The organism is Acidiphilium sp. C61, assembly GCF_905116885.1.
GTDB lineage: Bacteria > Pseudomonadota > Alphaproteobacteria > Acetobacterales > Acetobacteraceae > Acidiphilium.
Genome location: NZ_CAJHNI010000005.1, coordinates 3,240,162 through 3,266,126 on the forward strand (window position 1 = coordinate 3,240,162; position 25,965 = coordinate 3,266,126).

At 64.9% G+C, this 25,965-nt stretch carries 21 protein-coding genes and 1 tRNA gene; 17 read left to right on the forward strand and 5 right to left on the reverse strand.

Translation table 11 applies throughout. The features are described from left to right. Positions 1–75 precede the first annotated feature (75 nt). A complete protein-coding gene (locus HUW10_RS17965) occupies positions 76–852 on the reverse strand; it encodes an SDR family oxidoreductase (RefSeq protein ID WP_174504718.1) in 777 nt (258 codons plus the stop codon). A 117-nt stretch (positions 853–969) separates the two neighbouring features. Here HUW10_RS17965 and HUW10_RS17970 point away from each other — a divergent pair, with 117 nt between their 5' ends. The 10 genes from HUW10_RS17970 (at position 970) to HUW10_RS18015 (ending at position 12,216) form a co-directional block, all read left to right on the forward strand. Then, positions 970–2,610 carry a fatty acid--CoA ligase gene (locus tag HUW10_RS17970; RefSeq protein WP_174504719.1) on the forward strand — a complete coding sequence of 547 codons (1,641 nt, stop codon included), beginning with the start codon at positions 970–972 and terminating at the stop codon, positions 2,608–2,610. A 123-nt stretch (positions 2,611–2,733) separates the two neighbouring features. After that, the gene (locus HUW10_RS17975; RefSeq protein WP_174504720.1) at positions 2,734–4,233 is read left to right on the forward strand and encodes an MmgE/PrpD family protein; all 1,500 of its coding nucleotides are present in this window, start codon (positions 2,734–2,736) and stop codon (positions 4,231–4,233) included. A 19-nt stretch (positions 4,234–4,252) separates the two neighbouring features. After that, positions 4,253–5,404 carry a 2-methylcitrate synthase gene (gene prpC, locus HUW10_RS17980; protein ID WP_174504721.1) on the forward strand — a complete coding sequence of 384 codons (1,152 nt, stop codon included), beginning with the start codon at positions 4,253–4,255 and terminating at the stop codon, positions 5,402–5,404. A gap of 10 nt (positions 5,405–5,414) precedes the next feature. Next, the gene (gene prpB, locus HUW10_RS17985; protein ID WP_174504722.1) at positions 5,415–6,329 is read left to right on the forward strand and encodes a methylisocitrate lyase; all 915 of its coding nucleotides are present in this window, start codon (positions 5,415–5,417) and stop codon (positions 6,327–6,329) included. A 27-nt stretch (positions 6,330–6,356) separates the two neighbouring features. Next, positions 6,357–7,532, forward strand: coding sequence for an acyl-CoA dehydrogenase family protein (locus HUW10_RS17990; RefSeq protein WP_174504723.1), 1,176 nt, complete (start codon positions 6,357–6,359; stop codon positions 7,530–7,532). Beyond that, positions 7,529–8,602: an enoyl-CoA hydratase/isomerase family protein gene (locus HUW10_RS17995; RefSeq protein ID WP_174504724.1), complete on the forward strand. Its 1,074-nt coding sequence runs from the start codon at positions 7,529–7,531 to the stop codon at positions 8,600–8,602. The genes HUW10_RS17990 and HUW10_RS17995 overlap by 4 nt, the downstream gene beginning before the upstream one ends. A gap of 13 nt (positions 8,603–8,615) precedes the next feature. Next, positions 8,616–9,515 carry a 3-hydroxyisobutyrate dehydrogenase gene (gene mmsB, locus HUW10_RS18000; protein ID WP_174504725.1) on the forward strand — a complete coding sequence of 300 codons (900 nt, stop codon included), beginning with the start codon at positions 8,616–8,618 and terminating at the stop codon, positions 9,513–9,515. Positions 9,516–9,554: 39 nt separating this feature from the next. Beyond that, positions 9,555–11,276 carry an AMP-binding protein gene (locus HUW10_RS18005; protein WP_174504726.1) on the forward strand — a complete coding sequence of 574 codons (1,722 nt, stop codon included), beginning with the start codon at positions 9,555–9,557 and terminating at the stop codon, positions 11,274–11,276. 35 nt (positions 11,277–11,311) lie between these two features. Then, positions 11,312–12,079: an SDR family NAD(P)-dependent oxidoreductase gene (locus tag HUW10_RS18010; RefSeq protein WP_174504727.1), complete on the forward strand. Its 768-nt coding sequence runs from the start codon at positions 11,312–11,314 to the stop codon at positions 12,077–12,079. 62 nt (positions 12,080–12,141) lie between these two features. Further along, positions 12,142–12,216, forward strand: a tRNA-Val gene (locus tag HUW10_RS18015). 1,227 nt (positions 12,217–13,443) lie between these two features. Here the strand turns inward: HUW10_RS18015 and HUW10_RS18020 are convergent. Continuing rightward, the gene (locus HUW10_RS18020) at positions 13,444–14,661 is read right to left on the reverse strand and encodes a hypothetical protein (protein ID WP_174502139.1); all 1,218 of its coding nucleotides are present in this window, start codon (positions 14,659–14,661) and stop codon (positions 13,444–13,446) included. A 105-nt stretch (positions 14,662–14,766) separates the two neighbouring features. Here HUW10_RS18020 and HUW10_RS18025 point away from each other — a divergent pair, with 105 nt between their 5' ends. Next, positions 14,767–15,600: a hypothetical protein gene (locus HUW10_RS18025; RefSeq protein ID WP_174504728.1), complete on the forward strand. Its 834-nt coding sequence runs from the start codon at positions 14,767–14,769 to the stop codon at positions 15,598–15,600. Between the two features lie 109 nt (positions 15,601–15,709). Here the strand turns inward: HUW10_RS18025 and HUW10_RS18030 are convergent, their stop codons facing one another. Further along, positions 15,710–16,156 (reverse strand): hypothetical protein, encoded by a 447-nt coding sequence (locus HUW10_RS18030; RefSeq protein ID WP_174502140.1) that lies wholly within the window; start codon positions 16,154–16,156, stop codon positions 15,710–15,712. Between the two features lie 382 nt (positions 16,157–16,538). Here HUW10_RS18030 and HUW10_RS18730 point away from each other — a divergent pair, with 382 nt between their 5' ends. The 5 genes from HUW10_RS18730 to HUW10_RS18055 all read left to right on the forward strand — a co-directional run bounded on the left by HUW10_RS18730 (position 16,539) and on the right by HUW10_RS18055 (position 23,795). Then, complete coding sequence (locus tag HUW10_RS18730; RefSeq protein WP_174504729.1) at positions 16,539–16,763, forward strand: AlpA family transcriptional regulator; 225 nt, start codon at positions 16,539–16,541, stop codon at positions 16,761–16,763. A gap of 40 nt (positions 16,764–16,803) precedes the next feature. Further along, positions 16,804–17,907: a PriCT-2 domain-containing protein gene (locus HUW10_RS18040; RefSeq protein WP_174504730.1), complete on the forward strand. Its 1,104-nt coding sequence runs from the start codon at positions 16,804–16,806 to the stop codon at positions 17,905–17,907. After that, on the forward strand, positions 17,907–20,456 hold the full coding sequence (locus HUW10_RS18045) for a hypothetical protein (RefSeq protein ID WP_174502143.1): 2,550 nt from the start codon (positions 17,907–17,909) through the stop codon (positions 20,454–20,456). The genes HUW10_RS18040 and HUW10_RS18045 overlap by 1 nt, the downstream gene beginning before the upstream one ends. Before the next feature lie 1,429 nt (positions 20,457–21,885). Continuing rightward, a complete protein-coding gene (locus HUW10_RS18050; RefSeq protein WP_174502144.1) occupies positions 21,886–23,106 on the forward strand; it encodes a site-specific integrase in 1,221 nt (406 codons plus the stop codon). Beyond that, positions 23,106–23,795, forward strand: coding sequence for a hypothetical protein (locus HUW10_RS18055; RefSeq protein ID WP_174502145.1), 690 nt, complete (start codon positions 23,106–23,108; stop codon positions 23,793–23,795). Before HUW10_RS18050 ends, HUW10_RS18055 begins: the two co-directional genes overlap by 1 nt. 46 nt (positions 23,796–23,841) lie before the next feature. On the opposite strand, the gene HUW10_RS18060 is transcribed toward HUW10_RS18055, so the two are convergent. Together HUW10_RS18060 and HUW10_RS18065 are read right to left on the reverse strand one after the other, a co-directional pair. After that, on the reverse strand, positions 23,842–24,171 hold the full coding sequence (locus tag HUW10_RS18060) for a hypothetical protein (RefSeq protein WP_174502146.1): 330 nt from the start codon (positions 24,169–24,171) through the stop codon (positions 23,842–23,844). Then, positions 24,168–24,746, reverse strand: a complete 579-nt coding sequence (locus tag HUW10_RS18065; protein WP_174502147.1) for a recombinase family protein — start codon at positions 24,744–24,746, stop codon at positions 24,168–24,170. Before HUW10_RS18065 ends, HUW10_RS18060 begins: the two co-directional genes overlap by 4 nt. Positions 24,747–25,549: 803 nt before the next feature. Here HUW10_RS18065 and HUW10_RS18735 point away from each other — a divergent pair. Next, the gene (locus tag HUW10_RS18735; RefSeq protein ID WP_174502153.1) at positions 25,550–25,876 is read left to right on the forward strand and encodes a PadR family transcriptional regulator; all 327 of its coding nucleotides are present in this window, start codon (positions 25,550–25,552) and stop codon (positions 25,874–25,876) included. The last annotated feature ends 89 nt before the right edge of the window (positions 25,877–25,965 follow it).

Consider the following 25,965-nt stretch of genomic DNA (forward strand, 5'->3'; position numbering starts at 1 on the left):
TCTGATCGGATAAAGATGCTCTATTTATCAACAAGATAGAGCACTACATCCGATCCGGAAGGATCGGAAAGTGCTCTAGATCACGCCGGAGCCGCCATCGACCGCGAGGATCTGGCCGGTGATGTGGCCGGAGGCGGCGGTGCAGAAGAGCAGGGCGGCGCCCTTGAGGTCGGCATCGTTGCCGAGCTTGTTCATCGGCGTCTTCGCCAGGATCTTTTCCTCGAACTGGCCGAGGAGCCCACGCGTCATCTTCGAGGGGAAGAAGCCGGGGGCGAGCGCGTTCACCGTGATGTTGTGCGGACCCCATTCGGCGGCGAGCGCGCGGGTCATGTTCACCACCGCACCTTTCGAGGTGTTGTAGGGGATGGTGCCGGTGATGTCCGGGTGATGGCCGCGCAGCCCCGCGATCGAGGCGATGTTGAGCACCTTGCCGAACTTGCGGGGGATCATCGAGCGGGCGGCGATCGCCTGGGTGAGGAAGAACAGGTTGTTGACGTTGAGGTTCATCACCCGCGCCCAGGCCTCGGGCGTGACGTCGACCGCAGGGGCACCCCAGGTGGCGCCGGCATTGTTCACCAGGATATCGACCGGGCCGGCGGCCAGCACCGAGTCGGCCAGCGCCTTCGGCCCGTCTTCCTTGCCGAGATCGCTGACATGGGCGGTGGCGGTGATGCCGAGACCGGCGAGGTGCTTCACCGCCTCGTCCAGTTCGTCCGCCTTGCGCGCGGAGATGGCGATCGTGGCGCCGAACTCGCCGAGCGCCTCGGCGATCTGCAGCCCGAGCCCGCGCGAGCCGCCGGTGATCAGGGCGCGCTTGCCGGTCAGGTCGAACAGGGATTTCAGAGCGATCATTCGGGTTTCCTCATCGTTGCTGGCCCGTTCCGGGCGGGGTTGACGGGCGCGATACGCGTCTATCCTATGGGGCGCAAGCCCTCCTGCCAATCGGGGGCGAACCGGAGGATGTGACCCATGAACGAGGCGTACGAACCGTTCCGCTACCGGCTGCTGATCGGCCAGTTGCTGAAGATGCCGATCGCGCAGGCAAGCCGTCGGGAGATCGTCTATCGCGGGGACACGCGGCTGACCTATTCGCAATTCGCCGCCCGCGTGCACCGGTTCGGCGGTCTTCTGGGCGAACTCGGCGCCGGCATGGGCACGCGCGTCGCCTTCATGGACTGGGACAGCCACCGCTATCTCGAGGCCTATTTCGCGGTGCCGATGGCCGGCGCTGTGCTGATGATGGTGAATATCCGCCTCAGCCCCGAGCAGATCGCCTACACGATCGATCATTCCGGGGCGGAAATCCTGTTCGTGCACGCGGATTTCCTGCCGGTTCTGGCGGCGATCCGCGAGCAGCTGCCGAAGCTGCGCAAGGTGGTGCTGATCCGCGACGACGAGAGCGCCGTGCCGGAGGGTTTCGCCGGCGAGTATGAAACGATGCTGGCGGCGACGGCGCCGCTCGCCGCGTTTCCGGAATTCGACGAGGACACGCTGGCGACGACCTTCTACACGACGGGCACGACCGGCCTGCCCAAGGGGGTGATGTTCACCCACCGCCAGCTCGTGCTGCACACGCTGATGGTGCTGACCGGGATCAATGTTTCTGGACTGAATGGCGGCCTCTCCCGCGAGGATGTCTACATGCCGCTGACGCCGATGTTTCATGTCCACGCCTGGGGGTTTCCCTATGCGGCGACGATGCTCGGCATGCAGCAGGTCTATGTCGGCCGGTTCCAGCCCGACACCGTGCTGCGCCTCCTGGCGGAGGAGAAGGTCACGGTTTCGCATTGCGTGCCGACGATCATGCACATGCTTCTCAACGCGCCGGCTGGGAAAGCGGCGGATTTCAGCCGCTGGCGCGTCGTCATCGGCGGTTCGGCGCTGCCGCGCCCGCTCTGTGAGGAGGCGCTGGCGCGTGGGATCGACATCTATGCCGGATATGGCATGTCCGAAACCTGCCCGGTGATGACGCTGGCGCAGTTGCGCGGCGATATTCTCGACACGCTGCCGGACCGGGTCGAGGCCGAGATCGGCTATCGGATGGCGGCGGGCCTGCCGGGGCCGCTGGTCGAGGTGCGCATCGTCGACGACGAGATGAACGACGTGCCGCATGACGGCAGGTCGGTCGGCGAGGTGGTGACGCGCACCCCTGCGCTCACCCCCGGCTATGCCGGAAACCCGGAAGCATCGGCGGCGCTGTGGCGCGGCGGCTGGCTGCATACCGGCGATATCGGCACGATCGACACGGATGGATATCTGCGGATCGTCGACCGGGTGAAGGACGTGATCAAGACCGGCGGGGAGTGGATTTCCTCGATCGGGCTGGAGGAGATCCTGCTCACCCATCCGGCCGTCTCCGAGGCGGCGGTGGTCGGCATTCCCGACGAGCGCTGGGGCGAGCGCCCGGTGGCTTTCGTCGTGCTTCGCGCGGGCATGGAGGCCGACGAGGCGGCGCTGCGCAGTCATGTCCAGGCCCGCGCCGATGCCGGCGCGATCTCGCGATACGCGGTGCCCGACCGGGTGGTTCATGTCGAGGCCCTCGACAAGACCTCTGTCGGCAAGCTCGACAAGAAGGCGATGCGGGCCCGCGCCGTGGGTGCGGACGGGTGAATTCACAAAATTTGCAATACCGTCGCGGTGCTTTGATCCAACTTGCTGCAATTCGCTTGTCATCTGCGAAGTGCCGGGTCTATTGCGACTAGTCATCATCCTGCAACCACGAGCGGAACCGCCATGAAACTTCACGAAGTCCGTGTTCACCCCTCGAAATCGCTGCTCAAGCGCGATAATCAGCTGGCCTGGAAGATCGCCGGCGTGGCGGCGGACAAGGTGACCGTCGACAAGGACGTGACGGCGATGATCATCAACCGGATCATCGACAACGCGGCGGTGGCGGTGGCTTCGGTCAATCGCGGGCCGGTGGTTTCGGCGCGGGCCATGGCGCTCGGCCATGCGAAACGCGGCGGGGCGACGGTGTTCGGCCTGCCGGCGCGCAAGACGGTGAGCCCGGAATGGGCGGCCTGGGCAAACGGCACGGCGGTGCGCGAGCTCGATTATCACGACACCTTCCTCGCCGCCGACTATTCGCACCCGGGCGACAATATTCCGCCGATCCTCGCGGTCGGCCAGGTGATGGAGCGCTCCGGGCGCGACCTGATCCGCGGCATCGCGACCGGGTACGAGATCCAGATCAACCTCGTGCGGGCGATCTGCCTGCACGAATGGAAGAAGGATCACATCGCGCATCTCGCCCCGGCGCAAGCGGCAGGCATCGGCGCGCTGCTCGGGCTGAAGCAGGAGACGATCTTCCAGGCGGTGCAGCAGGCGGTGCATGTCAGCTTCACCACGCGGCAGAGCCGCAAGGGCGAGATCAGCTCGTGGAAGGCCTTCGCACCCGCCCATGCCGGCAAGCTCGCGATCGAGGCGGTCGACCGCGCGATGCGTGGCGAGGGCGCGCCGAGCCCGATCTATGAGGGCGAGGACAGCGTGATCGCCTGGATGCTGGGCGGCAAGGACGCAGTCTATCATGTGCCGCTGCCGGGCAAGGGCGAGGCCAAGCGCGCGATCATGGACAGCTACACCAAGGAGCATTCGGCCGAGTATCAGAGCCAGGCGCTGATCGACCTCGCTTTCCGGATGCGCGAGCAGATCGAGAATTTCGATGCGATCGAAAAGATCACGATCCACACCTCGCACCATACCCATTACGTGATCGGAACCGGGGCGAACGACCCGCAGAAGATGGACCCGAAGGCGAGCCGCGAAACGCTCGACCACTCCATCATGTATATCTTTGCGGTCGCGCTCCAGGATGGCACCTGGCACCATGTCGACAGCTACGCGCCGAAGCGGGCGCGGCGGGCGGATACGGTGGCGCTGTGGCACAAGATCGAAACCGCCGAGGACCCGGAATGGACGCGCCGCTACCACGCCACCGATCCGGCCGAGAAGGCCTTCGGCGGCCGCGTCGAGATCCGGTTCAAGGATGGTAGCACGCTGGTCGACGAACTGGCGGTGGCCAACGCGCATTCGCTCGGCGCCCGCCCCTTCGAGCGCGCGGACTATATCCGCAAGTTCGAGACGCTGACCGACGGCATCATCTCGCCGCGCGAAGCCGCCCGCTTCCTTGAAGCGGTGCAGGACCTGGCGCGGCTGCCGGCGGGCGAGCTCGACCGGCTGAATGTCGCCTTGCCCGCGGGCGCGCTGCTCGAAGGCAAGCCGGGCATCTTCTGAGACGCAAGGAACAGACAGCATGAGCGAGACCACGACGGCGCCGAAGCCGAAGAAGTCGGTCGCCCTTTCGGGGGTTGCCGCGGGTAATACCGCGCTGTGCAGCGTCGGCCGCAGCGGCAACGACCTGCATTACCGCGGCTATGACATTCTCGACATTGCCGAGACGTGCAGCTTCGAGGAGATCGCGCATCTGCTCATCCATGGCACGCTGCCCACCTCGGCGGAGCTTTCGGCCTATCTCGCGAAACTGCAGGCGCTGCGCGGGCTGCCGGATGCGGTGCGCAAGGTGATGGAGGCGCTGCCGGCGGCGGCGCACCCGATGGACGTCATGCGCAGCGGCGTCTCCGCCCTGGGCTGCGTGCTGCCGGAGGCGCACGACCACAACCCGGCCGGTGCGCGCGACGTGGCGGACCGGCTGATCGCCTCACTCGGCTCGATGCTGCTCTACTGGTATCATTTCAGCACCAATGGCCGTCGCATCGAGGTCGAGACCGACGATGGGTCGATCGGCGCGCATTTCCTGCACCTGCTGCACGGCCGGCGGCCGGTCGATGCCTGGGTGCGGGCGATGCATACCTCGCTCATCCTGTATGCTGAACATGAATTCAACGCCTCGACCTTCGCCGCGCGCGTCGTCGCCGGCACCGGGTCTGACATCCATTCGGCGATCACTGCCGGCATCGGTGCGCTGCGCGGGCCGAAGCATGGCGGCGCCAACGAGTTCGCCTTCGAGGTGCAGAAGCGCTACGCCGACCCTGACGAGGCGGAGGCGGATATCCGCCGGCGCATCGAGGCGCGCGAGGTCATCATCGGCTTTGGCCATCCGGTCTATACCATCGCCGATCCGCGCAACGTGGTGATCAAGCGCGTCGCCCAGTCGCTCTCGGAGCAGGCGGGATCGATGAAGATGTTCAACATCGCCGCGCGGATCGAGAGCGTTATGCACGACGCGAAGCGGATGTTCCCAAATCTCGACTGGTTCTCGGCCGTGTCGTACCACATGATGGGTGTGCCGACCGCGATGTTCACGCCGCTCTTCGTGATCGCGCGGACCGCCGGCTGGAGCGCGCACGTGATGGAACAGCGCGCCGACAACAAGATCATTCGTCCCTCGGCCAATTACGTAGGGCCGGAGGATCGCAAGTTCGTGCCGCTCGAAAAGCGCGGCTGAGGAGGGTTCGATGAGCTATCTGCAAGCATCCGGCCTGCCGGAGCGCGCCGCCGGGCTGCGCTTCCGCGAACTCGTCGAGCGCGGGCCGATCGTGCATATTCCGGGCGCGCATAACGGGCTTGCCGGGCGCCAGGCGATGCGGGCCGGGTTCGAGGCGTGTTATCTCTCCGGGGCGGCGATGACCGCCTCGATGGGGCTGCCGGATCTCGGCATCATCACCGTCGACGAAGTGTGTTTCTTCGTCCGCCAGGTGGCGCGGGCCTCCGGCCTTCCGGTGGTCGTCGATGGCGACACCGGCTATGGCGAGGCGCTCAACGTGATGCACATGGTGCGCAGCTTCGAGGATGCCGGTGCGGGCGCCGTGCATATCGAGGACCAGCTGCTGCCGAAGAAATGCGGCCATCTGAACGACAAGAAGCTCGCCGATGCGCGCGACATGGCGGCGAAGGTGGCGGCGGCCGCCCATGCGCGCCGGAATCTCTACATCATCGCGCGCACCGATGCCGCGGCGAGCGAGGGGATGGACGGCGCGGTGGCCCGGGCGAAGATGTATGTCGAGGCCGGGGCGGATGCGATTTTCCCCGAAGCGCTCTACAGCGCCGATATGTTCCGCGAATTCGCCCGCCGGATGCCCGGCGTGCCGCTGCTCGCCAACATGACCGAGTTCGGCCGCACGCCGTTCTTCACCGCCGCCGAGTTCGAGGAAATGGGCTACCGGATGGTGATCTGGCCGGTCACCTCGCTGCGGGTTTCGGCGAAGGCGGTGGAAACTCTCTACACCGCGATCAGGCGCGATGGCGGTGCGCAGAACTGCGTCGAGGCGATGCTGACGCGCGCCGAATTGTACGAGACCATCGACTATGCCGGGTTCGAGGCGCTGGATGCGACGATCGTCAAGACCGTCGTGCCCGAGCCGATCGGCTGACGGAGACGCCGCTTTCGGGAGGAACCAATGAACGCCACGACGCCATCCGACGCAACGCCGCAATTCGCGCTCGATGAGGCGCAGCGCGCGATTGCCGAGATGGCGCGCGGCTTCGCCGATGAGCGGCTCGCACCGCACGCGGTTGCCTGGGACGAGGCGAAGCATTTTCCTGTCGACGTGATCCGCGAGGGTGCCGCCCTCGGCATGGGCGGGATCTATGTGCGCGAGGAGAGCGGCGGCTCGGGGCTGACCCGGCTCGACGCGGCGTTGATCTTCGAGGCACTGGCGACCGGCTGCCCCGCGGTTTCGGCCTATATGTCGATCCACAACATGGTGGCCTGGATGGTCGACCGGTTCGGTGACGACGCGCAGCGCCGGAACCTGCTGCCGGCGCTGGTGAGCATGGAGCATCTCGCCAGCTACTGTCTGACCGAGCCGGGCGCGGGATCGGATGCGGCGGCGCTGAAGACGAAGGCGGTGCGCGATGGCGATGATTACGTGCTCGACGGCGTCAAGCAGTTCATCTCGGGTGCGGGGGCAACCGACCTTTACCTGGTGATGGCGCGCAGCGGCGGCGCCGGGCCGCGCGGGATTTCCTCCTTCTTGGTGCCGAAGGATGCCAAGGGTCTGGGCTTCGGCGCCAACGAACGGAAAATGGGCTGGAACGCGCAGCCGACCCGCCAGGTGATTTTCGAATCCTGCCGTATTCCGGCGCGCTTCCGGCTCGGCGCGGAAGGCGAGGGGTTCCGCATCGCGATGAGCGGGCTCGATGGCGGGCGGGTGAATATTGGCGCCTGTTCGCTCGGCGGCGCGCAGGCGGCGCTGGAGAAGGCGCAGCGATACATGGGCGAGCGCGAGGCATTTGGCCGGCGGCTGGAAGATTTCCAGGCGTTGCAGTTCCGGCTTGCGGATATGGCGACCGAGCTGGAGGCGGCGCGGATCTTCCTGTGGTCGGCTGCAGCTTCACTCGACCGCGGCGAGGCGGACGCGACGCGGCGCTGTGCGATGGCGAAGCGGATCGCCACCGATACCGGTTTCAACGTTGCCAACAACGCGCTGCAACTGTTCGGCGGCTACGGGTATCTCGCCGAATACGGCATCGAGAAGATCGTGCGCGATCTGCGGGTGCATCAGATTCTGGAAGGGACGAACGAAATCATGAGACTGATCGTTGCGCGCGGCCTGGTCGGGCGGAACGCATGAGCGGGGAGATCACCGCGGATGTCGACATCCGGATCGAGGGGCGGGTCGGCCGGATCAGCCTGAACCGGCCGCGGGCGCTGAACGCGCTGACGCACGACATGGAAGTGGCGATCGACGCGGCACTGCTGCGCTGGGCGGATGATCCTTCCGTCGCCTTCGTGATGGTGGACGGGCGCGGCGAGCGCGGGCTCTGCGCGGGCGGCGATATCCGCGCGCTGTACGATGCGGCGAAGAGCGGCGGCGAACGCCTCGCCTTTCCGTTCTTTGGCGACGAATACAGGATGAACGCGCATATCGCGAATTATCCGAAACCCTTCGTGGCACTGATGGACGGGATCGTGATGGGCGGCGGCGTCGGCATTTCGGCGCACGGGTCGCACCGCATCGTCACCGAGCGGACGATGCTGGCGATGCCGGAGGTCGGCATCGGCTTCGTGCCGGATGTCGGCGGCACCTTCCTGCTCGGGCGGATGCCGGGCGAGACCGGCATTCACGCGGCACTGACCGCGCACCGGATGACCGGCGCCGATGCGGTCTCGTGCGGCATCGCCGATCATTATGTGGAAAGCCGGCATCTGCCGGCGCTGACAGCGGCTCTCGCGGCGCTGGTCGATGGCGCCGATGTCGATGACTGCATCGCTGCCTTCGCGACGGCTGCGCCGGCCTCGCCGCTGCTCGCAGCGCGCACCTGGATCGACGATTGCTACAAGGCGCCGACAGCGGAGGCAATTCTCGCGGCGCTGGAGGCGCATGCCGAACCGGCGGCGCGCGAGGCAGCCGCAACGATCAGGCGGATGTCGCCGACCTCGGTGAAGCTCAGCCTGCGCCTCGTGCGTGCGGCGCGGGGCGATGCGAAGGTGGAAACCGCGATCGACCGCGAATTCCGCGTCGCGGTGCGCTGTGTCGCCGCGCATGATTTCGTCGAGGGCGTGCGGGCGCAGCTCGTCGACAAGGACCGCAATCCACGCTGGCAGCCGGCGACGCTCGAAGCGGTGGACGATGACGCGCTCGATGCATATTTCGCGCCGCTCGGCGCCGACGAGCTGGGGCTCGACGCACTAACAACCTGACAGGAGGACACGCATGGCACGGATCGGATTCATCGGCCTGGGCAACATGGGCGGCCCGATGGCCGCCAATCTGGTCCGCGCGGGCCATGCTGTGCTCGGCTTCGACACCGTGCCTGCTGCGCGCGAGGCGGCGGCGGCGGCAGGTGTGACGATCGTCGAGCTTGCCGCCGATGCGGCGCGCGACGCCGATGCGGTGATCACCATGCTGCCTTCCGGCCCGATCGTACGCGCGGTCTATGAGGCGGCGGACGGCATTCTGCCGGCAGCGCGGGCCGGCACGCTGTTCATCGACTGCTCGACGATCGATGTCGATTCTGCCCGTGCCGCGCACGCGGTGGCGGCGGGGCGGGGCATGCTGTCGCTCGATGCGCCGGTCTCCGGCGGGGTGGGCGGGGCCAGCGCGGGGACGCTGACTTTCATGGCCGGCGGCAGCGCCGAGGCGTTCGAGCGCGGCGAGCCGCTGCTGGCGGCGATGGGCCGGCGCATCGTGCATTGCGGCGGGGCCGGGGCCGGGCAGGCGGCGAAAATCTGCAACAACATGATCCTCGGCATCTCAATGATCGCGGTGAGCGAGGCTTTTGCCCTGGCCGACCGGCTTGGGCTCGACCGGCAGAAACTGTTCGACGTGGCTTCCACTGCCTCGGGCCAGTGCTGGTCGCTGACCTCCTATTGCCCGGTGCCGGGGCCGGTGCCGGCGAGCCCGGCGAACCACGAATACCGGCCGGGCTTCGCCGCAGCACTGATGCTGAAGGATCTTGGCCTCGCGATGGAGGCGTCGGCGGCGACCGGGACCGAGACCGCGCTCGGCCGCCATGCGCGCGACATCTACGCCGCCTTCGCCGAAGCCGGGCATGGCGGCGAGGATTTTTCCGCGATCTTCCGGGCGATCTCGGCGGCGTCGAAACCCGCCTGAGCGGTGCCGAGGCGCGGAACCAGAACAAAGGAAACGTCCATGACCGACTTCATCGCCGCGCGGCAGTTCCTTCTCGACCACCGGACCGATCTTGCCGTCGCCTCCGCCGGATTCCGCTGGCCGGAGGCGCGGGATTTCAACTGGGCGCTCGACTGGTTCGACGCGCATCTCGCCCGCGATGCTGGCAGCGCGCAGCGCCCGGCGCTGTGGATCGCCGATCCGGCAGGCGGGGAGGACGTGCGGCTGAGCTTCGCCGAATTGTCCGCCCGCTCGAACCGGACGGCGAATTTCCTCCGCGCCCAGGGCGTGCGGCGGGGCGACCGGCTGATCCTGCTGCTCGGCAATGTCGTGCCGCTCTGGGATGTGATGCTGGCGGCGATCAAGCTCGGCGCGGTGGTGATTCCGGCAACGACCCTGCTGACGCCTGAGGAGTTGCAGGACCGGGTGGAACGCGGAGCGGCGCGTTTCGTGGTGACGACGGCGGACCAGGCGGCGAAGTTCGACGCGGTGGCAGGCTCGTTCCAGCGGATCGCGATCGGCGGCGCGCCCGATGGGTGGACGCCCTACGCGCCGGGGGGCGAGAGCGCCGATTTCGTGCCGGACGGGCCGACGCGGGCGGATGATCCTCTGCTGCTCTATTTCACCTCGGGTACCACGGCGAAGCCGAAACTCGTTCTGCATTCGCACTATTCCTATCCGGTCGGCAGCCTCTCGACGATGTACTGGATCGGGTTGCAGCCGGGGGATGTGCATCTGAACATTTCATCGCCGGGCTGGGCGAAGCACGCCTGGAGCAGTTTCTTCGCGCCGTGGAACGCGGGGGCGACGGTGTTCATCGTCAACCAGCCGCGCTTCGAGGCGAAGGCGCTGCTCGATACGCTGGTCCGCTGCAAGGTGACGACGCTCTGCGCGCCGCCGACGGTCTGGCGGCTGCTGATCCAGAACGATCTCGCACAATGGAAGGTAGCACTGCGCGAGTTGGCCTGCGCCGGCGAGCCGCTGAACGCCGAGATCATCGACCGGGTGCGGGCGATGTGGGGGCTGACGATCCGCGATGGCTACGGCCAGACCGAGACGACCGCGCAGATCGGCAATTCGCCGGGCCAGGCGGTGAAGCCGGGGTCGATGGGGAGGCCGCTGCCGGGCTATCGCATCGCCATTCTCGACCAGGCGAACGATTCGGTGACCGAGGGCGAGGTGGCGCTGCCGCTCGGCGCGGCGCGGCCGGCCGGGCTAATGCGCGGCTATGTCGATGCCGCAACCGGCGCGCTGCGCGGCACCGACGGCGCCTATTACCGGACCGGCGATGTCGCTCAGATCGACGCCGATGGCTATCTCACCTTTGTCGGGCGCGCGGATGACGTGTTCAAGTCGTCCGATTACCGGATCAGCCCGTTCGAGCTTGAGAGCGTGCTGATCGAGCACGCCAGCGTCGCCGAGGCGGCGGTGGTGCCGAAGCCGGACGAGATCCGCCTCTCGGTGCCGGTCGCCTATGTCGCGCTGGTGCCCGGCGCGGTGGCGGACCGGGCGACCGCGCTGTCGATCTTCCGGCATGCGCGAGCGCGGCTGGCGCCGTTCAAGCGCATCCGCGAGATCGTGTTCGTCACCGATCTGCCTAAAACGATTTCGGGGAAGATCCGGCGCGTGCAGCTGCGGCGCGGCGAGGCGGGCGGCGAGGCTGGGCTGGCGGGCGAGGTGGTGCGCTTCGCCGAGAGCGCATTTCCAGAGTTGGCCTCGGGCGAGGGCGGCGCCCAGGCATGATGGCACGCCGGGCAATCTGACGGGGTGGAGTAAAAATGGACATTCGCGACAGGGTATTTCTGATCACCGGCGGTGGCTCCGGGCTTGGTGCGGCCGCGGCGCGTGCACTTGCCGCGCAGGGCGGGCGCGTGATGCTTGCGGATGTGGCCGAGGGGCCGGGCATGGCGCTGGCGGCGGAACTTGGAGCGGCCGCGCGGTTCGTGCGGACGGATGTGACGGATGCCGGCCAGGCGGAGGCTGCTGTCGCGACTGCGCGGGCGGCGTTTGGCGGGCTGCACGGGCTGGTGAACTGCGCCGGAATCGTGCTGGGCGAGAAGGTGCTGGGACGCGACGGGCCGGCATCGCTCGAGCGGTTCGCACGGGTGATTTCGGTAAACCTCATCGGCACGTTCAACATTATCCGCCTCGCCGCCGCGGCGATGGCGGAAGGTGCGCCGGATGAGGGCGGCGAGCGCGGGGTGATCGTGAACACCGCCTCGATCGCGGCGTTCGACGGGCAGATCGGCCAGGCCGCCTATGCCGCCTCGAAGGCCGGGGTGGCCGGCATGACGCTGCCGCTGGCGCGGGAGTTGGCGCGCAACGGAATCCGGGTGATGACGATCGCGCCCGGCGTGTTCGAAACCCCGATGATGGCCGGCCTGCCGGACGAGGCGCAACACACCCTCGGCGCCGCCGTACCGTTTCCGCCGCGACTCGGACGGCCGTCGGAATATGCCGCGCTGGTCTGCCATATCATCGGGAACACGATGCTGAACGGTGAAACAATTCGGTTGGATGGTGCCTTGCGGATGGCGCCGCGCTGACCGGCTCCGACCCTCTTGCATCGCGGGGCGGCGGCCTGTAATACCCGGTGCACCGCATCGGCGGGCGCGTAGCTCAGCGGGAGAGCACTGCCTTGACATGGCAGGGGTCACAGGTTCAATCCCTGTCGCGCCCACCACTCAAATCCGCGAAATCACACTGTTTTCTCGAAGACGGCCCGGTTGTACCTCCGGCTTTGAGGCTGTTCAGCGAGCACACAGCGAGCGACGCACGCCTTGTTTCCTGCGGTTCTCAGCCGATGGGAAGCGGAGCGAGCGGCGGCATCGAGGTGATGTCCGAGATGGTGGGATAGGTCTCGGGGACGGTCGTTCGAGGCGCCTCGGCTGGCACGACTCGGTCGCAGGTACCGGCGGTAGGAACCAGCCAGCGAGCAACCAGCGAGCAGGCGCAGCCTATAGATCACGCCGTCGTGAGGCTCGGTAGGGGCGGTTACGGACGGCAGAATGCGGCGGAACGGTCATCCCCACGGTCACCCAGACCGCCTGTCGGGCGCATCCTGACCGTCTCTGGACCGCTGCGGCGAGCGTCGACCGTGGCGTCGCGACTGCCGGCACTGGGTCGCGCGCGGCACGTGGGAGGAAGGTCATCCCCACGGTCATCCAGACCGTCGGCCGAGCGCAGGAGATGATCTCGGCGCCGCTGGCGCTCTGGATCATCAAGCCGGACGCTCGCCGCTGAACGGTCCCGCGAGCCGTCCTTCGGCCGTGTCCATCGGCACGCGATGCGCACGTCGATAATCGCGAGGATGTTCGGCGCATCGGATTCCGACATGGCGTCGCCCGAGAGGCCGGATCGATCCGAGAGATGCTCATCCACACCATCACCCAGATCGTCTTGCGGGAGCGCCTTGACCGTCTCGACACCGGTGCCGCGAGGAACCGGAGCGGCGGTGTCATGGCGCGCGAGAGCCGGCGGGAGGACGCGCGAGGTAGGGCGCGATGGTCACCCTCACGGTCGCAGGGACCGTCTTCCCGAGCGCCTGAGATCATCTCGGCGCCGCTGGCGCTCTGGATCATCGGCCCGGACGCCGCGAGATGAACGGTTCCGAGACCGTCTCCATGAGCATGCGCCGATGACCACGCCGATATTCGGCGCACCGGATTCCGTCATGTGGTCTGGCATGAGGGTTGGCGCGATCCGCGCGAGATGATCACTCCCACGGTCACCGAGACCGTCTTCCTGAGCGCTTCCCGACGATCCCCGGATCGCGGCGCGTCACAGAGGATCGCCTGCGCGCTGTGACGGACGGTATCCGCGACCGGCTGCCGAAAGCATCGATCATGGTTGGGTGATGATCGTGTCCGTCGGCGATCACCGCTTCCTCCGGTGATCGCCTCGGGTGCCCCTACGCCGCCTTCTGCGGGTGAGCCTCAATGTGGACCCGCGTGTACGAGAGCGACGCGAGCCTTGCGTTCGACCATTCGCGGATGGTCTCGCCCATCGAGACAGCGTACTGCGGCGCCTGTTCTGTGGCCGCGTGACACCGATTCCTGCGTGTCTCGGCGAGATCGATGATCGCCGTGGTGGCCGTCGGTTCGTCCATGAGGTCCTCGGCGTCGTTCTCGTGGTTGACCGGGGCCTGCATCCCCGTGACCTCGAAGCACGCCAGCGGGCCGTGCATCTGTTCGAGTTGGTCACGCAGCCAATCGATGCGACCCGGCATGCACAGCGCCTCGCGCTTCTTCTGGCGTGCGCCCCGCGCCTGATACCGGATCAGGAATGCAGACGGGGACAAATCCATATAAGTAGTAATTATAGGGGTTTGTCCCCGTGTGACCTGCGCGCGCCGCAGCGCCTTCTTCGCGGCCTCCTCGGAACAGAACAGGTCCGGATAGACACGGCAGGCGTCCGAAGGCGACAGGAGCGCCGCACCGCGCCCGAGCATCTTCTCGACGACATCCGGTGTGATCTCGCGCCACGACGTCAACGTATCCACCGAGAACGGCAGGACGACATCGTTGAGCACGAAGATGCGTGCCGGATTGTCCGCCGTTCGGTTGACGCCGCGAGCACGCCCGACCGCCTGAATCACTTCTGCGTCCGTGATCGCGCGCCGGATGCTTTCGAGTGAGGGATCGACGAAACCCTTCCGAGAAATCGGTTCGCCACGACCATCACGCATCAGGATGTAATCGACGACGTCCGTCAGCTCGGTGATCTCGGGATGCATGCCGGTCAGCGCGACCGCATGGTCACGGTGAGTATGTTGCGTCGCGAGCGGTCGGCCGATCACGAATAGACAGTCCACCACGCCGAAAGCATCGAGACCGGCGATGGCATTGAAATGTGCCACATCGACGCCGGGGATGCCGGTGAATTCGGCTTCTGCGCCGTGATACGTGATCACCAAGCCGGTGCCGTCACCCACCTGCAGCCGAATGAAATCCCGGATGTTACGGATGCGACGGGCGCGCCGTCTGTCCTCGGCGGTGCCCCCCTCGGTAGGAAGCACGGACGTCTTGCCAAAACCACCTGTGAGGAGACCTTTCTTGTCGACCGTCGGGAGCACTTGCGTCACATGCTGATGCGGCGTGGCGGCGCGCAATGAGGCCGTCAGACGCATGTGCGGAAGGAAAGCCCTGACCTGATCAAGGGCCAGTGTGGCGCAGGGCAACCCGATAGTCTATGTGCAGGCAGCAGTGCTACACTTTGACCCAATGGCCCCACGATGACCGAACATCGCCCATTTTTAGAAGACGGTTCCGCGTCTGGCATATCTCGAACGGCCTTTCGGCGAATGCGGAAGGCGCAAAAGCTGGAGCTAATGATTGAGTGGTTTGGCCAAAACTACGAGGACCCCGCCGAACGCACACCCTATCAAAGCGCCGAAGGCGGCTACCTCTGGATTTGGGGAGGGCCGCATGACGCGCGTGACGTGCTATATACGAAGTTTGGGAGTTTGGTTTCAGAAGGGCTCATCGACGAAGCGGTGCAGGAGATAGAAGCTGAAGGCACGGTCGATTGGGCTTCGAAGCCTACACGTGAAGATTATGACGAAACTGCCCCCCCCGACGAACCTATCGCTCTGGATGTCTTTCTAGACGAACCTAGCGCTGAGTACGGAACGCTCGGCGAACGTACCGCTCGTGCAGAAGCGCGGGCCGCGGTTGAACAACTTCGCGCAGAACTGGATCAGGTTCGACCTATCGGCATTGGCCACAATCGGCCACCGGCCAGTGAGTCCGAAGCTGCAGAAGATGAGGGCGCCAACCTTGAGGAACTGCGTCATGCCGCCGCAGAACTCAGCGCCGAACTGTCAAAATCCAAGCCGACCATCGCATTTGTTAAGCGGTGGGCGTCGCCCCTCCGGAATGCGATCATTGCAACTGCAAAGTGGGGCGCGGAAAAGCTCAACAAGGCGATAGACGCGGCAATGGCAACCGCAGGAAGCATTGTAGGGGGGGGAGCGGTCGCATGGCTCGCGAGTCTCGACCCGGCACTTCATCATGCATTCGGCGCGTTGGTGAAGTGGCTGGAAATAGCAGCCAAGCCTATTTTTTAGATACAAATTCAAAAGTGAACGCAGACGAGCACGTCGCGGCTTCCTATGTAACGGGACAGCCCGCAGGGCATGTCGTCGGAAAGAGAGCACCCCAAGCCCCCTGCTCCTCTCAGAACTGCAGATCGTAGTGCTCGTCGTGATTGTCGGTGCAAGTCCCGATACCATGCGGATTGAGCCCCGCCTGAATCTGCATGCTGCAGGTTAGCATCGTTCCCTTGTCGCCGTGCAGGAAACCCCTCGCATTGGCCATGTTCGAGCGGACAGTAGTGAAACTTTCGCCTGAGGGAACACCGCCACCTACGTTTGCGACGCCGAAAGAACTCGCTTGGGCTGAAGGCAAAACGCCGACGTATGAACCTGTGAAGGCTTCGCCAGTCTTTTGATTGAATGCCTTCATGCCGCCCGTGTGGAACTCCTTTTGGATGGAGAAGCTCAGGACAGTCCCGTCGTTGCTATAGATCGTGCCGGGAATCCATCCGCCTATCATCGTGCAGCCGACCAGACCAATGCTTGCGACGTACGCGATAGCACGAAAGACCAATTTCAGACGGCGCATTACGAGTCCCTTGCACCTGCATCCAATGGCACACCTCAACAAAGCGCCGTTCTATTAGTGCCGTAATTGTATTGCAAGCGCACCGAACTCGACATGAGGAGCCGGGGCCGACATGACCAGCGGACCACTTATCGTGGGCATTGGACGAAGAGGTCACGCCGGCTCCACAGATCGACGTTCTTGAATGATTCTTCACCGGCGCGTTGTTCGGCGATACGGCGATCCCCGGCCGAGTGAGGGTGGTGTCAGCGTAAGCCGAACCAAATGTGACGACTGGGACGCAGACCCGTTCGCGGCCGGCGCAGGTGGGAGAAGATCGCGAGCTAAATAGATATGGACGAGGCAATTCGGCCTCGGGTAAAATGCCGGAATTAGACGAAAAATGGATTTTCGAACCACGAACTGGCTCACGCGGGACAATTTGTCCCAAATTTTGGGAATCGCCCGTTCAACGCTGGATAACGCTGCGGCCCGTGGTTACGGACCGCCGTTCTACCGCGTTGGGCGGCTGATTCGGTACGACGCGACCGAAGTGCAAGCGTGGATCGACGCCGGGTACACTGTCCCCAAGCGTACAGCCACGAGCGGCTTTTTCGAGACGAACTGACAGAAGACTACGCCCGGCGCAGACACGCCGGGCGCATTGATTGGGCATTATTTTGATGAACACTTCTATTTATGACGGCGCTGACAATGATCGAAATTTTTCATCAGCTTCAGACGCCGAACTGCATTTGATCTTGGCGGGAGAAGCGCGGTATTTCCGGTCCTCTATTTTTCGCTGTGGTTACCTTCCAGTTCCTCTCGCCAGTGCCGAGAAGGTCCCCTCGGAGCACGATTGGCCGACCAAGGCCCGTGCCCGTGCTGGCCAAACAGAGTGGACCGATCCGATCACGGCTCGCGACTGGAACAGCGGTATTCTCTGCGCCGGCCTCTACGCCGTCGACGTGGATGTTGATGATCCGGATGCCGCCGACGAGGTAACGGCCGCGCTGCTCGACACGCTCGGACCGTCGCCGGCAAAGCGCGTTCGCGGCCATACCTCGCCTCGATATCTCGCGCTGTACCGCGCCGAAGGCGAGTCGAGAAAGCAGAAGGTGGGTAAGGTCGACGGCTACAAGGTCGAAATCCTCGGCCTCGGCCAACAGTGCATGGTCCACGGCATCCATCCCGATCTCGGAGTCGTCGAATGGATCACGCCTGAGGGCCGCTCGGATGACGGTCTCGCGCGGGTTCCGCGTGAGACCCTGCCTCTGATCAAGGCGGTCCAGATCGCCGAGTTCCTCTCCCGGTGCCGCACGATCTTCGGCATCGGCGACGATGAGCCGAAGACGACAGACCCGGAACCGTGGGCACCGCACGGCCGCGAGCGCAGCGACTACACCGACAACGATGTCGCCGACATCGTGGCCCACCTCCCGGCTGACACGGGCTACGATGACTGGGTCGCTGTGCTGTCTGCCATCTATCGCGCGACCGGTGGCAGCGCCCGTGGCCGCGATCTCGCTCACGAGTACAGCCGCAAGAGCCCAGCCTACCGGCACCGGTCCGTCGACGAGAAATGGTGTGCCTTTCGCCACGGTGGCGCGCTGCGGCACGATTTCGGCCATCTTCTCAACCGCGTGAAGGAGGCCGAGCCCGGCTACCTGACGCCCAGCTTCCGCGCGAAGCTCTCCTCGGCCCGTCTTGAACATGCGCCCGCATCGGCCGGGGTTCCCGCCGATCAGGTCATCATGGACGCTGATTTCTGATGACCCCGGAGCAGTACGAGAAGCATATCGCGGCGGTCTGCGATCAGATTGCTGCGAAGTCGAACGCGGGTGAAGTCATCGATCCCACCGCCATCAACGCTCGGCTCGAAGCCGGGAACCCGGCCAACTGGCCGATCCACGCTCTGTGCGCCAAACTCCGGGTGCCGGGTTTCCATGGACCGCGCCACGAACCGGCTCTTGCCAGCGCGGCGGCGGTCCGCGTCAAAATGGTGCGGGAGATCCAGAACGTCATCGACAAAGTTCTGACGTGGCACCGAAGCGGAAGCGGTGACGCCGGCGTAGCCGGTCTTCATTTCGCCATGCACGTCGATGTTGGCCTTGGAAAATCCTCCGCCGTGCGACGAGAGGTGCACCGCTTCATATCTGAGGCGCGCGCGGCCGGGAGCCCGCACCGGGTGCTCTGGCTCGTGCCCCACCATAGGCTCGCGGATGAGACACTGAAGGAGTTCAGGCTGCTCGGGATCAAAGCTATCATCTGGCGCGGTCGCGATACCATTGATCCCGGCTCGGGTCAGACAATGTGCCGTGACCTCGACGCGATCAATGAAGCGCAAGCCGTCCACGCCGACGTGGGAAAGACTGTCTGCGGCACTCAGGGAGGGCCGCAGTGCCCGTTTCGGGGTGGCTGTCAGTACTTGCAGCAGAAGCAAGCCGCCGCATCCGCCGACGTCATCATCGCGGCCACCAACGCGCTGTTTGCGCCGATCCCGATTTCGGTCAGCGATTTCGGCATTGTGGTCGTAGACGAAGGGTTCTGGCAGCGTGGCGTACAAAAGAAGCGTGACATTACCCTTTCATCGTTCGCCTCCGATGTACGTCGCAATCCGGTCCTCGCGAACGGCGCCGCCGATCCGAGTGGGACCCGCAAGCTCTATGGCTGGTGCACCATCGTCGAGCGTGCAGCGGCCGCCGCGGCCGAAAATGAGTTCCTAACCTCCGCATCCTTCAACGGCCTGCTGACCATCGCCGACGCGCAGGCGGCAGCCAAGCTGGAGTGGGCGCGCAAGGTGGACACGACACGCCTACTCCGGCCGACGATGAGCGCCGCGGATCGGGAAGCGGCCTTGGACAAGGCTGCTGTGAACCGCACTCTCGCGCGCCGTGCAGAGATGTGGCGTGCCATCGAGGCGATGCTCTCCGGCGCGGAGGACGGTCGGCTGCAGAAGATCGAGGAACGTTGCTCTTCGGGCAGGCAGGCGAAGCTGGCCCTGTACGGACGACATCAGGTCAATGAGGCCCTCTCGCGGCTTCCCATCCTACACCTCGATGCCACACTGGCCCTTGATCAGGTCAGGGCTTTCCTTCCGCACATGCGTCTGACGGCCTCATTGCGCGCCGCCACGCCGCATCAGCATGTGACGCAAGTGCTCCCGACGGTCGACAAGAAAGGTCTCCTCACAGGTGGTTTTGGCAAGACGTCCGTGCTTCCTACCGAGGGGGGCACCGCCGAGGACAGACGGCGCGCCCGTCGCATCCGTAACATCCGGGATTTCATTCGGCTGCAGGTGGGTGACGGCACCGGCTTGGTGATCACGTATCACGGCGCAGAAGCCGAATTCACCGGCATCCCCGGCGTCGATGTGGCACATTTCAATGCCATCGCCGGTCTCGATGCTTTCGGCGTGGTGGACTGTCTATTCGTGATCGGCCGACCGCTCGCGACGCAACATACTCACCGTGACCATGCGGTCGCGCTGACCGGCATGCATCCCGAGATCACCGAGCTGACGGACGTCGTCGATTACATCCTGATGCGTGATGGTCGTGGCGAACCGATTTCTCGGAAGGGTTTCGTCGATCCCTCACTCGAAAGCATCCGGCGCGCGATCACGGACGCAGAAGTGATTCAGGCGGTCGGGCGTGCTCGCGGCGTCAACCGAACGGCGGACAATCCGGCACGCATCTTCGTGCTCAACGATGTCGTCCTGCCGTTCTCGGTGGATACGTTGACGTCGTGGCGCGAGATCACACCGGATGTCGTCGAGAAGATGCTCGGGCGCGGTGCGGCGCTCCTGTCGCCTTCGGACGCCTGCCGTGTCTATCCGGACCTGTTCTGTTCCGAGGAGGCCGCGAAGAAGGCGCTGCGGCGCGCGCAGGTCACACGGGGACAAACCCCTATAATTACTACTTATATGGATTTGTCCCCGTCTGCATTCCTGATCCGGTATCAGGCGCGGGGCGCACGCCAGAAGAAGCGCGAGGCGCTGTGCATGCCGGGTCGCATCGATTGGCTGCGTGACCAACTCGAACAGATGCACGGCCCGCTGGCGTGCTTCGAGGTCACGGGGATGCAGGCCCCGGTCAACCACGAGAACGACGCCGAGGACCTCATGGACGAACCGACGGCCACCACGGCGATCATCGATCTCGCCGAGACACGCAGGAATCGGTGTCACGCGGCCACAGAACAGGCGCCGCAGTACGCTGTCTCGATGGGCGAGACCATCCGCGAATGGTCGAACGCAAGGCTCGCGTCGCTCTCGTACACGCGGGTCCACATTGAGGCTCACCCGCAGAAGGCGGCGTAGGGGCACCCGAGGCGATCACCGGAGGAAGCGGTGATCGCCGACGGACACGATCATCACCCAACCATGATCGATGCTTTCGGCAGCCGGTCGCGGATACCGTCCGTCACAGCGCGCAGGCGATCCTCTGTGACGCGCCGCGATCCGGGGATCGTCGGGAAGCGCTCAGGAAGACGGTCTCGGTGACCGTGGGAGTGATCATCTCGCGCGGATCGCGCCAACCCTCATGCCAGACCACATGACGGAATCCGGTGCGCCGAATATCGGCGTGGTCATCGGCGCATGCTCATGGAGACGGTCTCGGAACCGTTCATCTCGCGGCGTCCGGGCCGATGATCCAGAGCGCCAGCGGCGCCGAGATGATCTCAGGCGCTCGGGAAGACGGTCCCTGCGACCGTGAGGGTGACCATCGCGCCCTACCTCGCGCGTCCTCCCGCCGGCTCTCGCGCGCCATGACACCGCCGCTCCGGTTCCTCGCGGCACCGGTGTCGAGACGGTCAAGGCGCTCCCGCAAGACGATCTGGGTGATGGTGTGGATGAGCATCTCTCGGATCGATCCGGCCTCTCGGGCGACGCCATGTCGGAATCCGATGCGCCGAACATCCTCGCGATTATCGACGTGCGCATCGCGTGCCGATGGACACGGCCGAAGGACGGCTCGCGGGACCGTTCAGCGGCGAGCGTCCGGCTTGATGATCCAGAGCGCCAGCGGCGCCGAGATCATCTCCTGCGCTCGGCCGACGGTCTGGATGACCGTGGGGATGACCTTCCTCCCACGTGCCGCGCGCGACCCAGTGCCGGCAGTCGCGACGCCACGGTCGACGCTCGCCGCAGCGGTCCAGAGACGGTCAGGATGCGCCCGACAGGCGGTCTGGGTGACCGTGGGGATGACCGTTCCGCCGCATTCTGCCGTCCGTAACCGCCCCTACCGAGCCTCACGACGGCGTGATCTATAGGCTGCGCCTGCTCGCTGGTTGCTCGCTGGCTGGTTCCTACCGCCGGTACCTGCGACCGAGTCGTGCCAGCCGAGGCGCCTCGAACGACCGTCCCCGAGACCTATCCCACCATCTCGGACATCACCTCGATGCCGCCGCTCGCTCCGCTTCCCATCGGCTGAGAACCGCAGGAAACAAGGCGTGCGTCGCTCGCTGTGTGCTCGCTGAACAGCCTCAAAGCCGGAGGTACAACCGGGCCGTCTTCGAGAAAACAGTGTGATTTCGCGGATTTGAGTGGTGGGCGCGACAGGGATTGAACCTGTGACCCCTGCCATGTCAACGTCGTGACGGAAGGGGAATCCTCGTGATTTTGGGTGAGGACGCGATGCGTTTTGGCACCTGCTGCTCGCTGTATGCTCGCTGATTTCAGTAGACAAATCGCCGATCCGTGAGAACCAGCTACCGAAGGGGTACGGAAGCTGGGCGCACGGATTGGATTGCGGATCGTCGAGGGGCTCAAAGTCGGCGAGACCGTGTGGGACACCATGGTCATTGGTTTCGGTGCGCGCCGGCAGCGTGGACGGCCGACCTATGTTTTTCGATATCGAACAAAGGAAGGTCGGCAGCGGACCTACACGATAGGCCGTCATGGATCGCCATGGACACCGGACGAGGCGAGGGCCGAGGCGATCAGGCTGTTACGGATCGTGATCGATGGCGGTGACCCGAGCGGCGAGCGCCAGATCGAGCATCAGGTGATTTCGATGGCGGACCTCTGTGACGAGTATCTCGCTGATGCCGCGGCCGGCCGGATACTGACGCGGCGCGGGGTCGCAAAGAGCGCGAGCACCATCGCGACCGACCACTGCCGCGTCGACGCACATATTCGTCCTCTGGTCGGCCACCTGCCGGTCGCCTCGATCTCGCGGCAGGACATCGAGCGCATGATGATCGACATCATCGCGGGCAAAACGCACAAACGGGTCAAGCTCGATAGGCTCCGTGCCGTGTCGCACGTCCGTGGTGGACGCGGTGCCGCGAGCCGGACGATGGGGCTGCTCGGAGCCATCATGACGTACGCCGTACGGCGCGGGCTCCGCGAGGACAATCCCTGCCGGCTGGTGATCAAGCCGGCTGACGGCCGCCGCGAGCGCCGGCTCGATGACGCCGAATACCGTGCGCTCGGCACTGCGCTGGATGTGGCCGAGGCCGGGGGCGAATGGCCGCCTGCACTCGCCGCGATCCGTTTCCTCGCGCTCACGGGCTGGCGGCGCGGCGAGGTTCTCGGGCTGCGATACGCGGAGATCGACGTGGCGCGATCAACCGCTCGACTTGCCGCGACCAAGACCGGCGCGTCGATGCGACCGCTGTGCACGACTGCGTGTCAGATGATAGAGGCGATGGCGCCGGGTGAATTCGTCTTCAAGTCGGCCGGCGGGGATGCGCCGATAGCCAATTTTCGACGCGTATGGGAGCGGGTCGTCTATCGTGCCGCGGGGCTACCACGCGACGTGACGCCGCACGTGCTGCGCCACTCGTACGCCAGCGTCGCCGCCGATCTCGGGCTGCCCGATGCGACCATCGGCTCGCTGCTCGGGCACCGGGGCCATACTGTGACACGGCGCTACATCCACGTCGCCGACACGACGTTGATCGCCGCCGCCGATACCGTGGCGACGCGGATCGTCACACTGATGCGCAGCGATCCGGCACCCTGATGGAGGCGACGACGAGCACGGACAGCGTGTATGGGATTGTCCATGTCGAACACCGCATCCCATGGCGCGGTGCAGAACTGACCTTCACGTCGTACGAGCTGCAGCTTGTGCTCAGGCTCGCGGACGGCGGCCACGTTCCTCTCGCGGATTTGCCAATCGCGTGGGCGTTTGTTGAGAGATTCAAAAAAGACGGTCTGGATTTCAAAGAGGTTGCCGCGGCGATCTCGCAGACGGTGAGCCCCTCGTCGCCACACCTAGGTTTCTTGGACGACAGCGCCATCAACGACAGCCCGGAACTGCTCGCCATCGCAGAAGCGATCTACGTCCAACACAATGATAGATGGCGGGAGGAGGACGCCGACTTTTGGACGACAGCCGTCCTGTTTCCGTCGTCTACTGGCCTGCCGGTCACGATTTGGCTGCCGACGATGCTGTCGACCGATCAGCGGGCGGTCGTGCTCGTGGCGACTTCTCCAAGCGAACAAATGGACGCGACGAACGCCGCGATCCTTGGTGTCCAGCCCGAACCACATCTCATCGTGGGTCCGCTGGACCCGGCCTACGAGGCCGCTGCCGTCTCATGGATTCGCGCCAATAGGGAACCGCTGCTAGCCCGCTGGAGCGGTGTGATCGACAGTGCCGAGATGATTCGCCGGCTGCGACTACTTGGTCCCGATCATCACTCTTGAGGTCGGTTTCGAGGCCCCCCGGAACCTGCGGCATCGGCCCGGTCGATCACTGGCGACGACGCTTCCGCTTCTTCTGCAACCGCTTTTGTCTTTTCGCTTCTCGGTCCCATGCTGCCGAAATGGCGGCTCGCAGGAGCGCGGCCATCTCGTCGAGATGGCGGTCGTATTCCGCTGGCGTCATCGTCTCTAGGATGTCGGTGAAGAGATTGGGTTTGATGTCGCCGGGGGGATCGAACGACAGATCGAGGCCGAGAACAGCGGCGACGTCCTGCATGTCTTCGATCTGATCGGCTGTGTAGCGCGACGATTTGACCGGGTGATCCGGTTGATCACGATCTTCGCCGGGGTCGTCAAAACCATTTTCCCGGTCGTTCATGCTGCGTGATCCAGCACAGCGCGCCGTCCGCCGGGGATAGTCCGATACAGCGTCGATGGCGCGACGCCGAGTTGTTTGGCGATCTCGGCGCCGCTGAGAGTTCCCGCCGCAAGCATCGCCTGCGCCGCGCGGACCTTGCCGTCGTCGAGCGCGCGCGGACGACCGCCCTTTCGGCCTCGCGCTGCCGCCGCTGCCAAGCCGGCTTGCGTGCGCTCGACCAACACCTCGCGTTCCATCTGCGCCAACGCCCCGAGAAGGGAGTAGACAAACCGGCCTGCCGTCGTCGTCGTGTCGATCCCTTCGGTCAAGCTGCGAAGCGCGATCTCTCGCTGCTTGAGGTCCTCGGCCACTTTGATCAGATGCTGCAACGACCGACCGAGCCGGTCGAGCCGCCAGACCACCAGCGTGTCACCGGCTCGTGCCGCGTCGAGCAGCGCGGTCAGCTGCGGTCGGTCCGTCCGTGCCCCGCTCGCCGTCTCAGTCCAGATGCGGTCGCACCCGGCCGCGCGAAGGGCGTCGTGCTGCAGGTCGTGGTTCTGGTCACCCGTCGAGACGCGAGCGTAACCGATAAGCATCCTGTTCTCCCGAAACTCATCCACGCCGTCCGTTCTCGGACGACCAGTTTCAGGATATGATAGCGCGACAATCTGTCAGCTTTTTTCTGCAGTTTTCGGATACGGTTTTCGGAGACATAACGCGTTGACCCGAAAACCACCGTTTAGGCGAGCACGGTCAGAGGATGACGACGATGAACGGGCTCAGGTTGGTCACGGCGGGTACGTCCGGCGTACCGGTCACCACGGAGACGGTCACCGACCCGCACCATCAAGCTCCACCGTCCCGTCTACACTGATTGTCGCGGAGAGCATCACTGGCACCGCTCATCACGATCCCCGCTCGTCATGACGGTCGTCCTACAAGCACCACACCGCGCCACCGACCGTCCATGCTCACACCGGCACCCGAGATCGCCGGGTGGATCACCGAACAATTCAAAGGGCCGTCTCTATACAGACGGGCCGCTCAGAGGCATGCGGTAGAAGCTGTGAGAAATGGGTCGAGGGATGCTGCCCCGAGAGCGGCACAGGTCGAAGGGGTTGCCGGCGATACTCGGCGGGGCGGCTGTGGGAAAACATAATAAAGGGTGTCGCGGTGAAAGAACTTCGTCGCCGCGGTGGTTGATCCGTTGAAAACTGCCCGCTGATCAAACATTTTGCTTGCACGGCATCGCTACAGATGATATCTACTACAAAGTGTAAAAAACATTGTCACGAAGCTCATTGGACCTTTCGCAGACACACTCCCTCGCAGACACACTCCCTCGCAGACACACTCCCTCGCAGACACACTCCCTCGCAGACACATTCGCAAAACAGAAATGCCACGTAGAACCCTTGGAACTTTTGAACTTACTGTACTCAGGACATTGATCCAGCAGCCAGAGGACGCTTACGGCGTCACGTTGTTGGACCGAATCTCGGAGAGGACTGGTCACGATGCGAGTATTGGAGCGTTGTATACGACCCTTGACCGAATGGAACGCAAGGGGCTCGTTTCATCATGGTGGGGAGAAGCGACCGCCGAACGCGGCGGACGGCGGAAGCGCTTTTATAGAATCGAGACCGCCGGACGAGAAGCAGTCCATCAAACGGAAGAACACCTGCGTCATCTATTGGGGGCCGACGGCGCGTTCGCAGGGGCGTGATCAATGAGTGTTGGCATAGTCGAGCAGGAAAATACTGAGAAGAGAAGTATCGATAACGAAACGACGCGAGCCGTGTTGAAGGCCCTTGA

Bases quoted from the DNA above. Each gene is read 5' to 3' on its own strand.
- HUW10_RS18055 (WP_174502145.1), top strand. From the start codon at position 23,106: ATGGAGGCGACGACGAGCACGGACAGCGTGTATGGGATTGTCCATGTC.
- prpB (WP_174504722.1), top strand. From the start codon at position 5,415: ATGAGCTATCTGCAAGCATCCGGCCTGCCGGAGCGCGCCGCCGGGCTG.
- HUW10_RS17970 (WP_174504719.1), top strand. From the start codon at position 970: ATGAACGAGGCGTACGAACCGTTCCGCTACCGGCTGCTGATCGGCCAG.
- HUW10_RS18735 (WP_174502153.1), top strand. From the start codon at position 25,550: ATGCCACGTAGAACCCTTGGAACTTTTGAACTTACTGTACTCAGGACA.
- HUW10_RS18730 (WP_174504729.1), top strand. From the start codon at position 16,539: ATGGATTTTCGAACCACGAACTGGCTCACGCGGGACAATTTGTCCCAA.
- HUW10_RS18020 (WP_174502139.1), bottom strand. From the start codon at position 14,661: ATGCGTCTGACGGCCTCATTGCGCGCCGCCACGCCGCATCAGCATGTG.
- HUW10_RS18005 (WP_174504726.1), top strand. From the start codon at position 9,555: ATGACCGACTTCATCGCCGCGCGGCAGTTCCTTCTCGACCACCGGACC.
- HUW10_RS18045 (WP_174502143.1), top strand. From the start codon at position 17,907: ATGACCCCGGAGCAGTACGAGAAGCATATCGCGGCGGTCTGCGATCAG.
- HUW10_RS17975 (WP_174504720.1), top strand. From the start codon at position 2,734: ATGAAACTTCACGAAGTCCGTGTTCACCCCTCGAAATCGCTGCTCAAG.
- HUW10_RS18060 (WP_174502146.1), bottom strand. From the start codon at position 24,171: ATGAACGACCGGGAAAATGGTTTTGACGACCCCGGCGAAGATCGTGAT.
- HUW10_RS17965 (WP_174504718.1), bottom strand. From the start codon at position 852: ATGATCGCTCTGAAATCCCTGTTCGACCTGACCGGCAAGCGCGCCCTG.
- HUW10_RS18030 (WP_174502140.1), bottom strand. From the start codon at position 16,156: ATGCGCCGTCTGAAATTGGTCTTTCGTGCTATCGCGTACGTCGCAAGC.
- HUW10_RS17990 (WP_174504723.1), top strand. From the start codon at position 6,357: ATGAACGCCACGACGCCATCCGACGCAACGCCGCAATTCGCGCTCGAT.
- HUW10_RS17995 (WP_174504724.1), top strand. From the start codon at position 7,529: ATGAGCGGGGAGATCACCGCGGATGTCGACATCCGGATCGAGGGGCGG.
- HUW10_RS18065 (WP_174502147.1), bottom strand. From the start codon at position 24,746: ATGCTTATCGGTTACGCTCGCGTCTCGACGGGTGACCAGAACCACGAC.
- prpC (WP_174504721.1), top strand. From the start codon at position 4,253: ATGAGCGAGACCACGACGGCGCCGAAGCCGAAGAAGTCGGTCGCCCTT.
- HUW10_RS18010 (WP_174504727.1), top strand. From the start codon at position 11,312: ATGGACATTCGCGACAGGGTATTTCTGATCACCGGCGGTGGCTCCGGG.
- mmsB (WP_174504725.1), top strand. From the start codon at position 8,616: ATGGCACGGATCGGATTCATCGGCCTGGGCAACATGGGCGGCCCGATG.
- HUW10_RS18025 (WP_174504728.1), top strand. From the start codon at position 14,767: ATGACCGAACATCGCCCATTTTTAGAAGACGGTTCCGCGTCTGGCATA.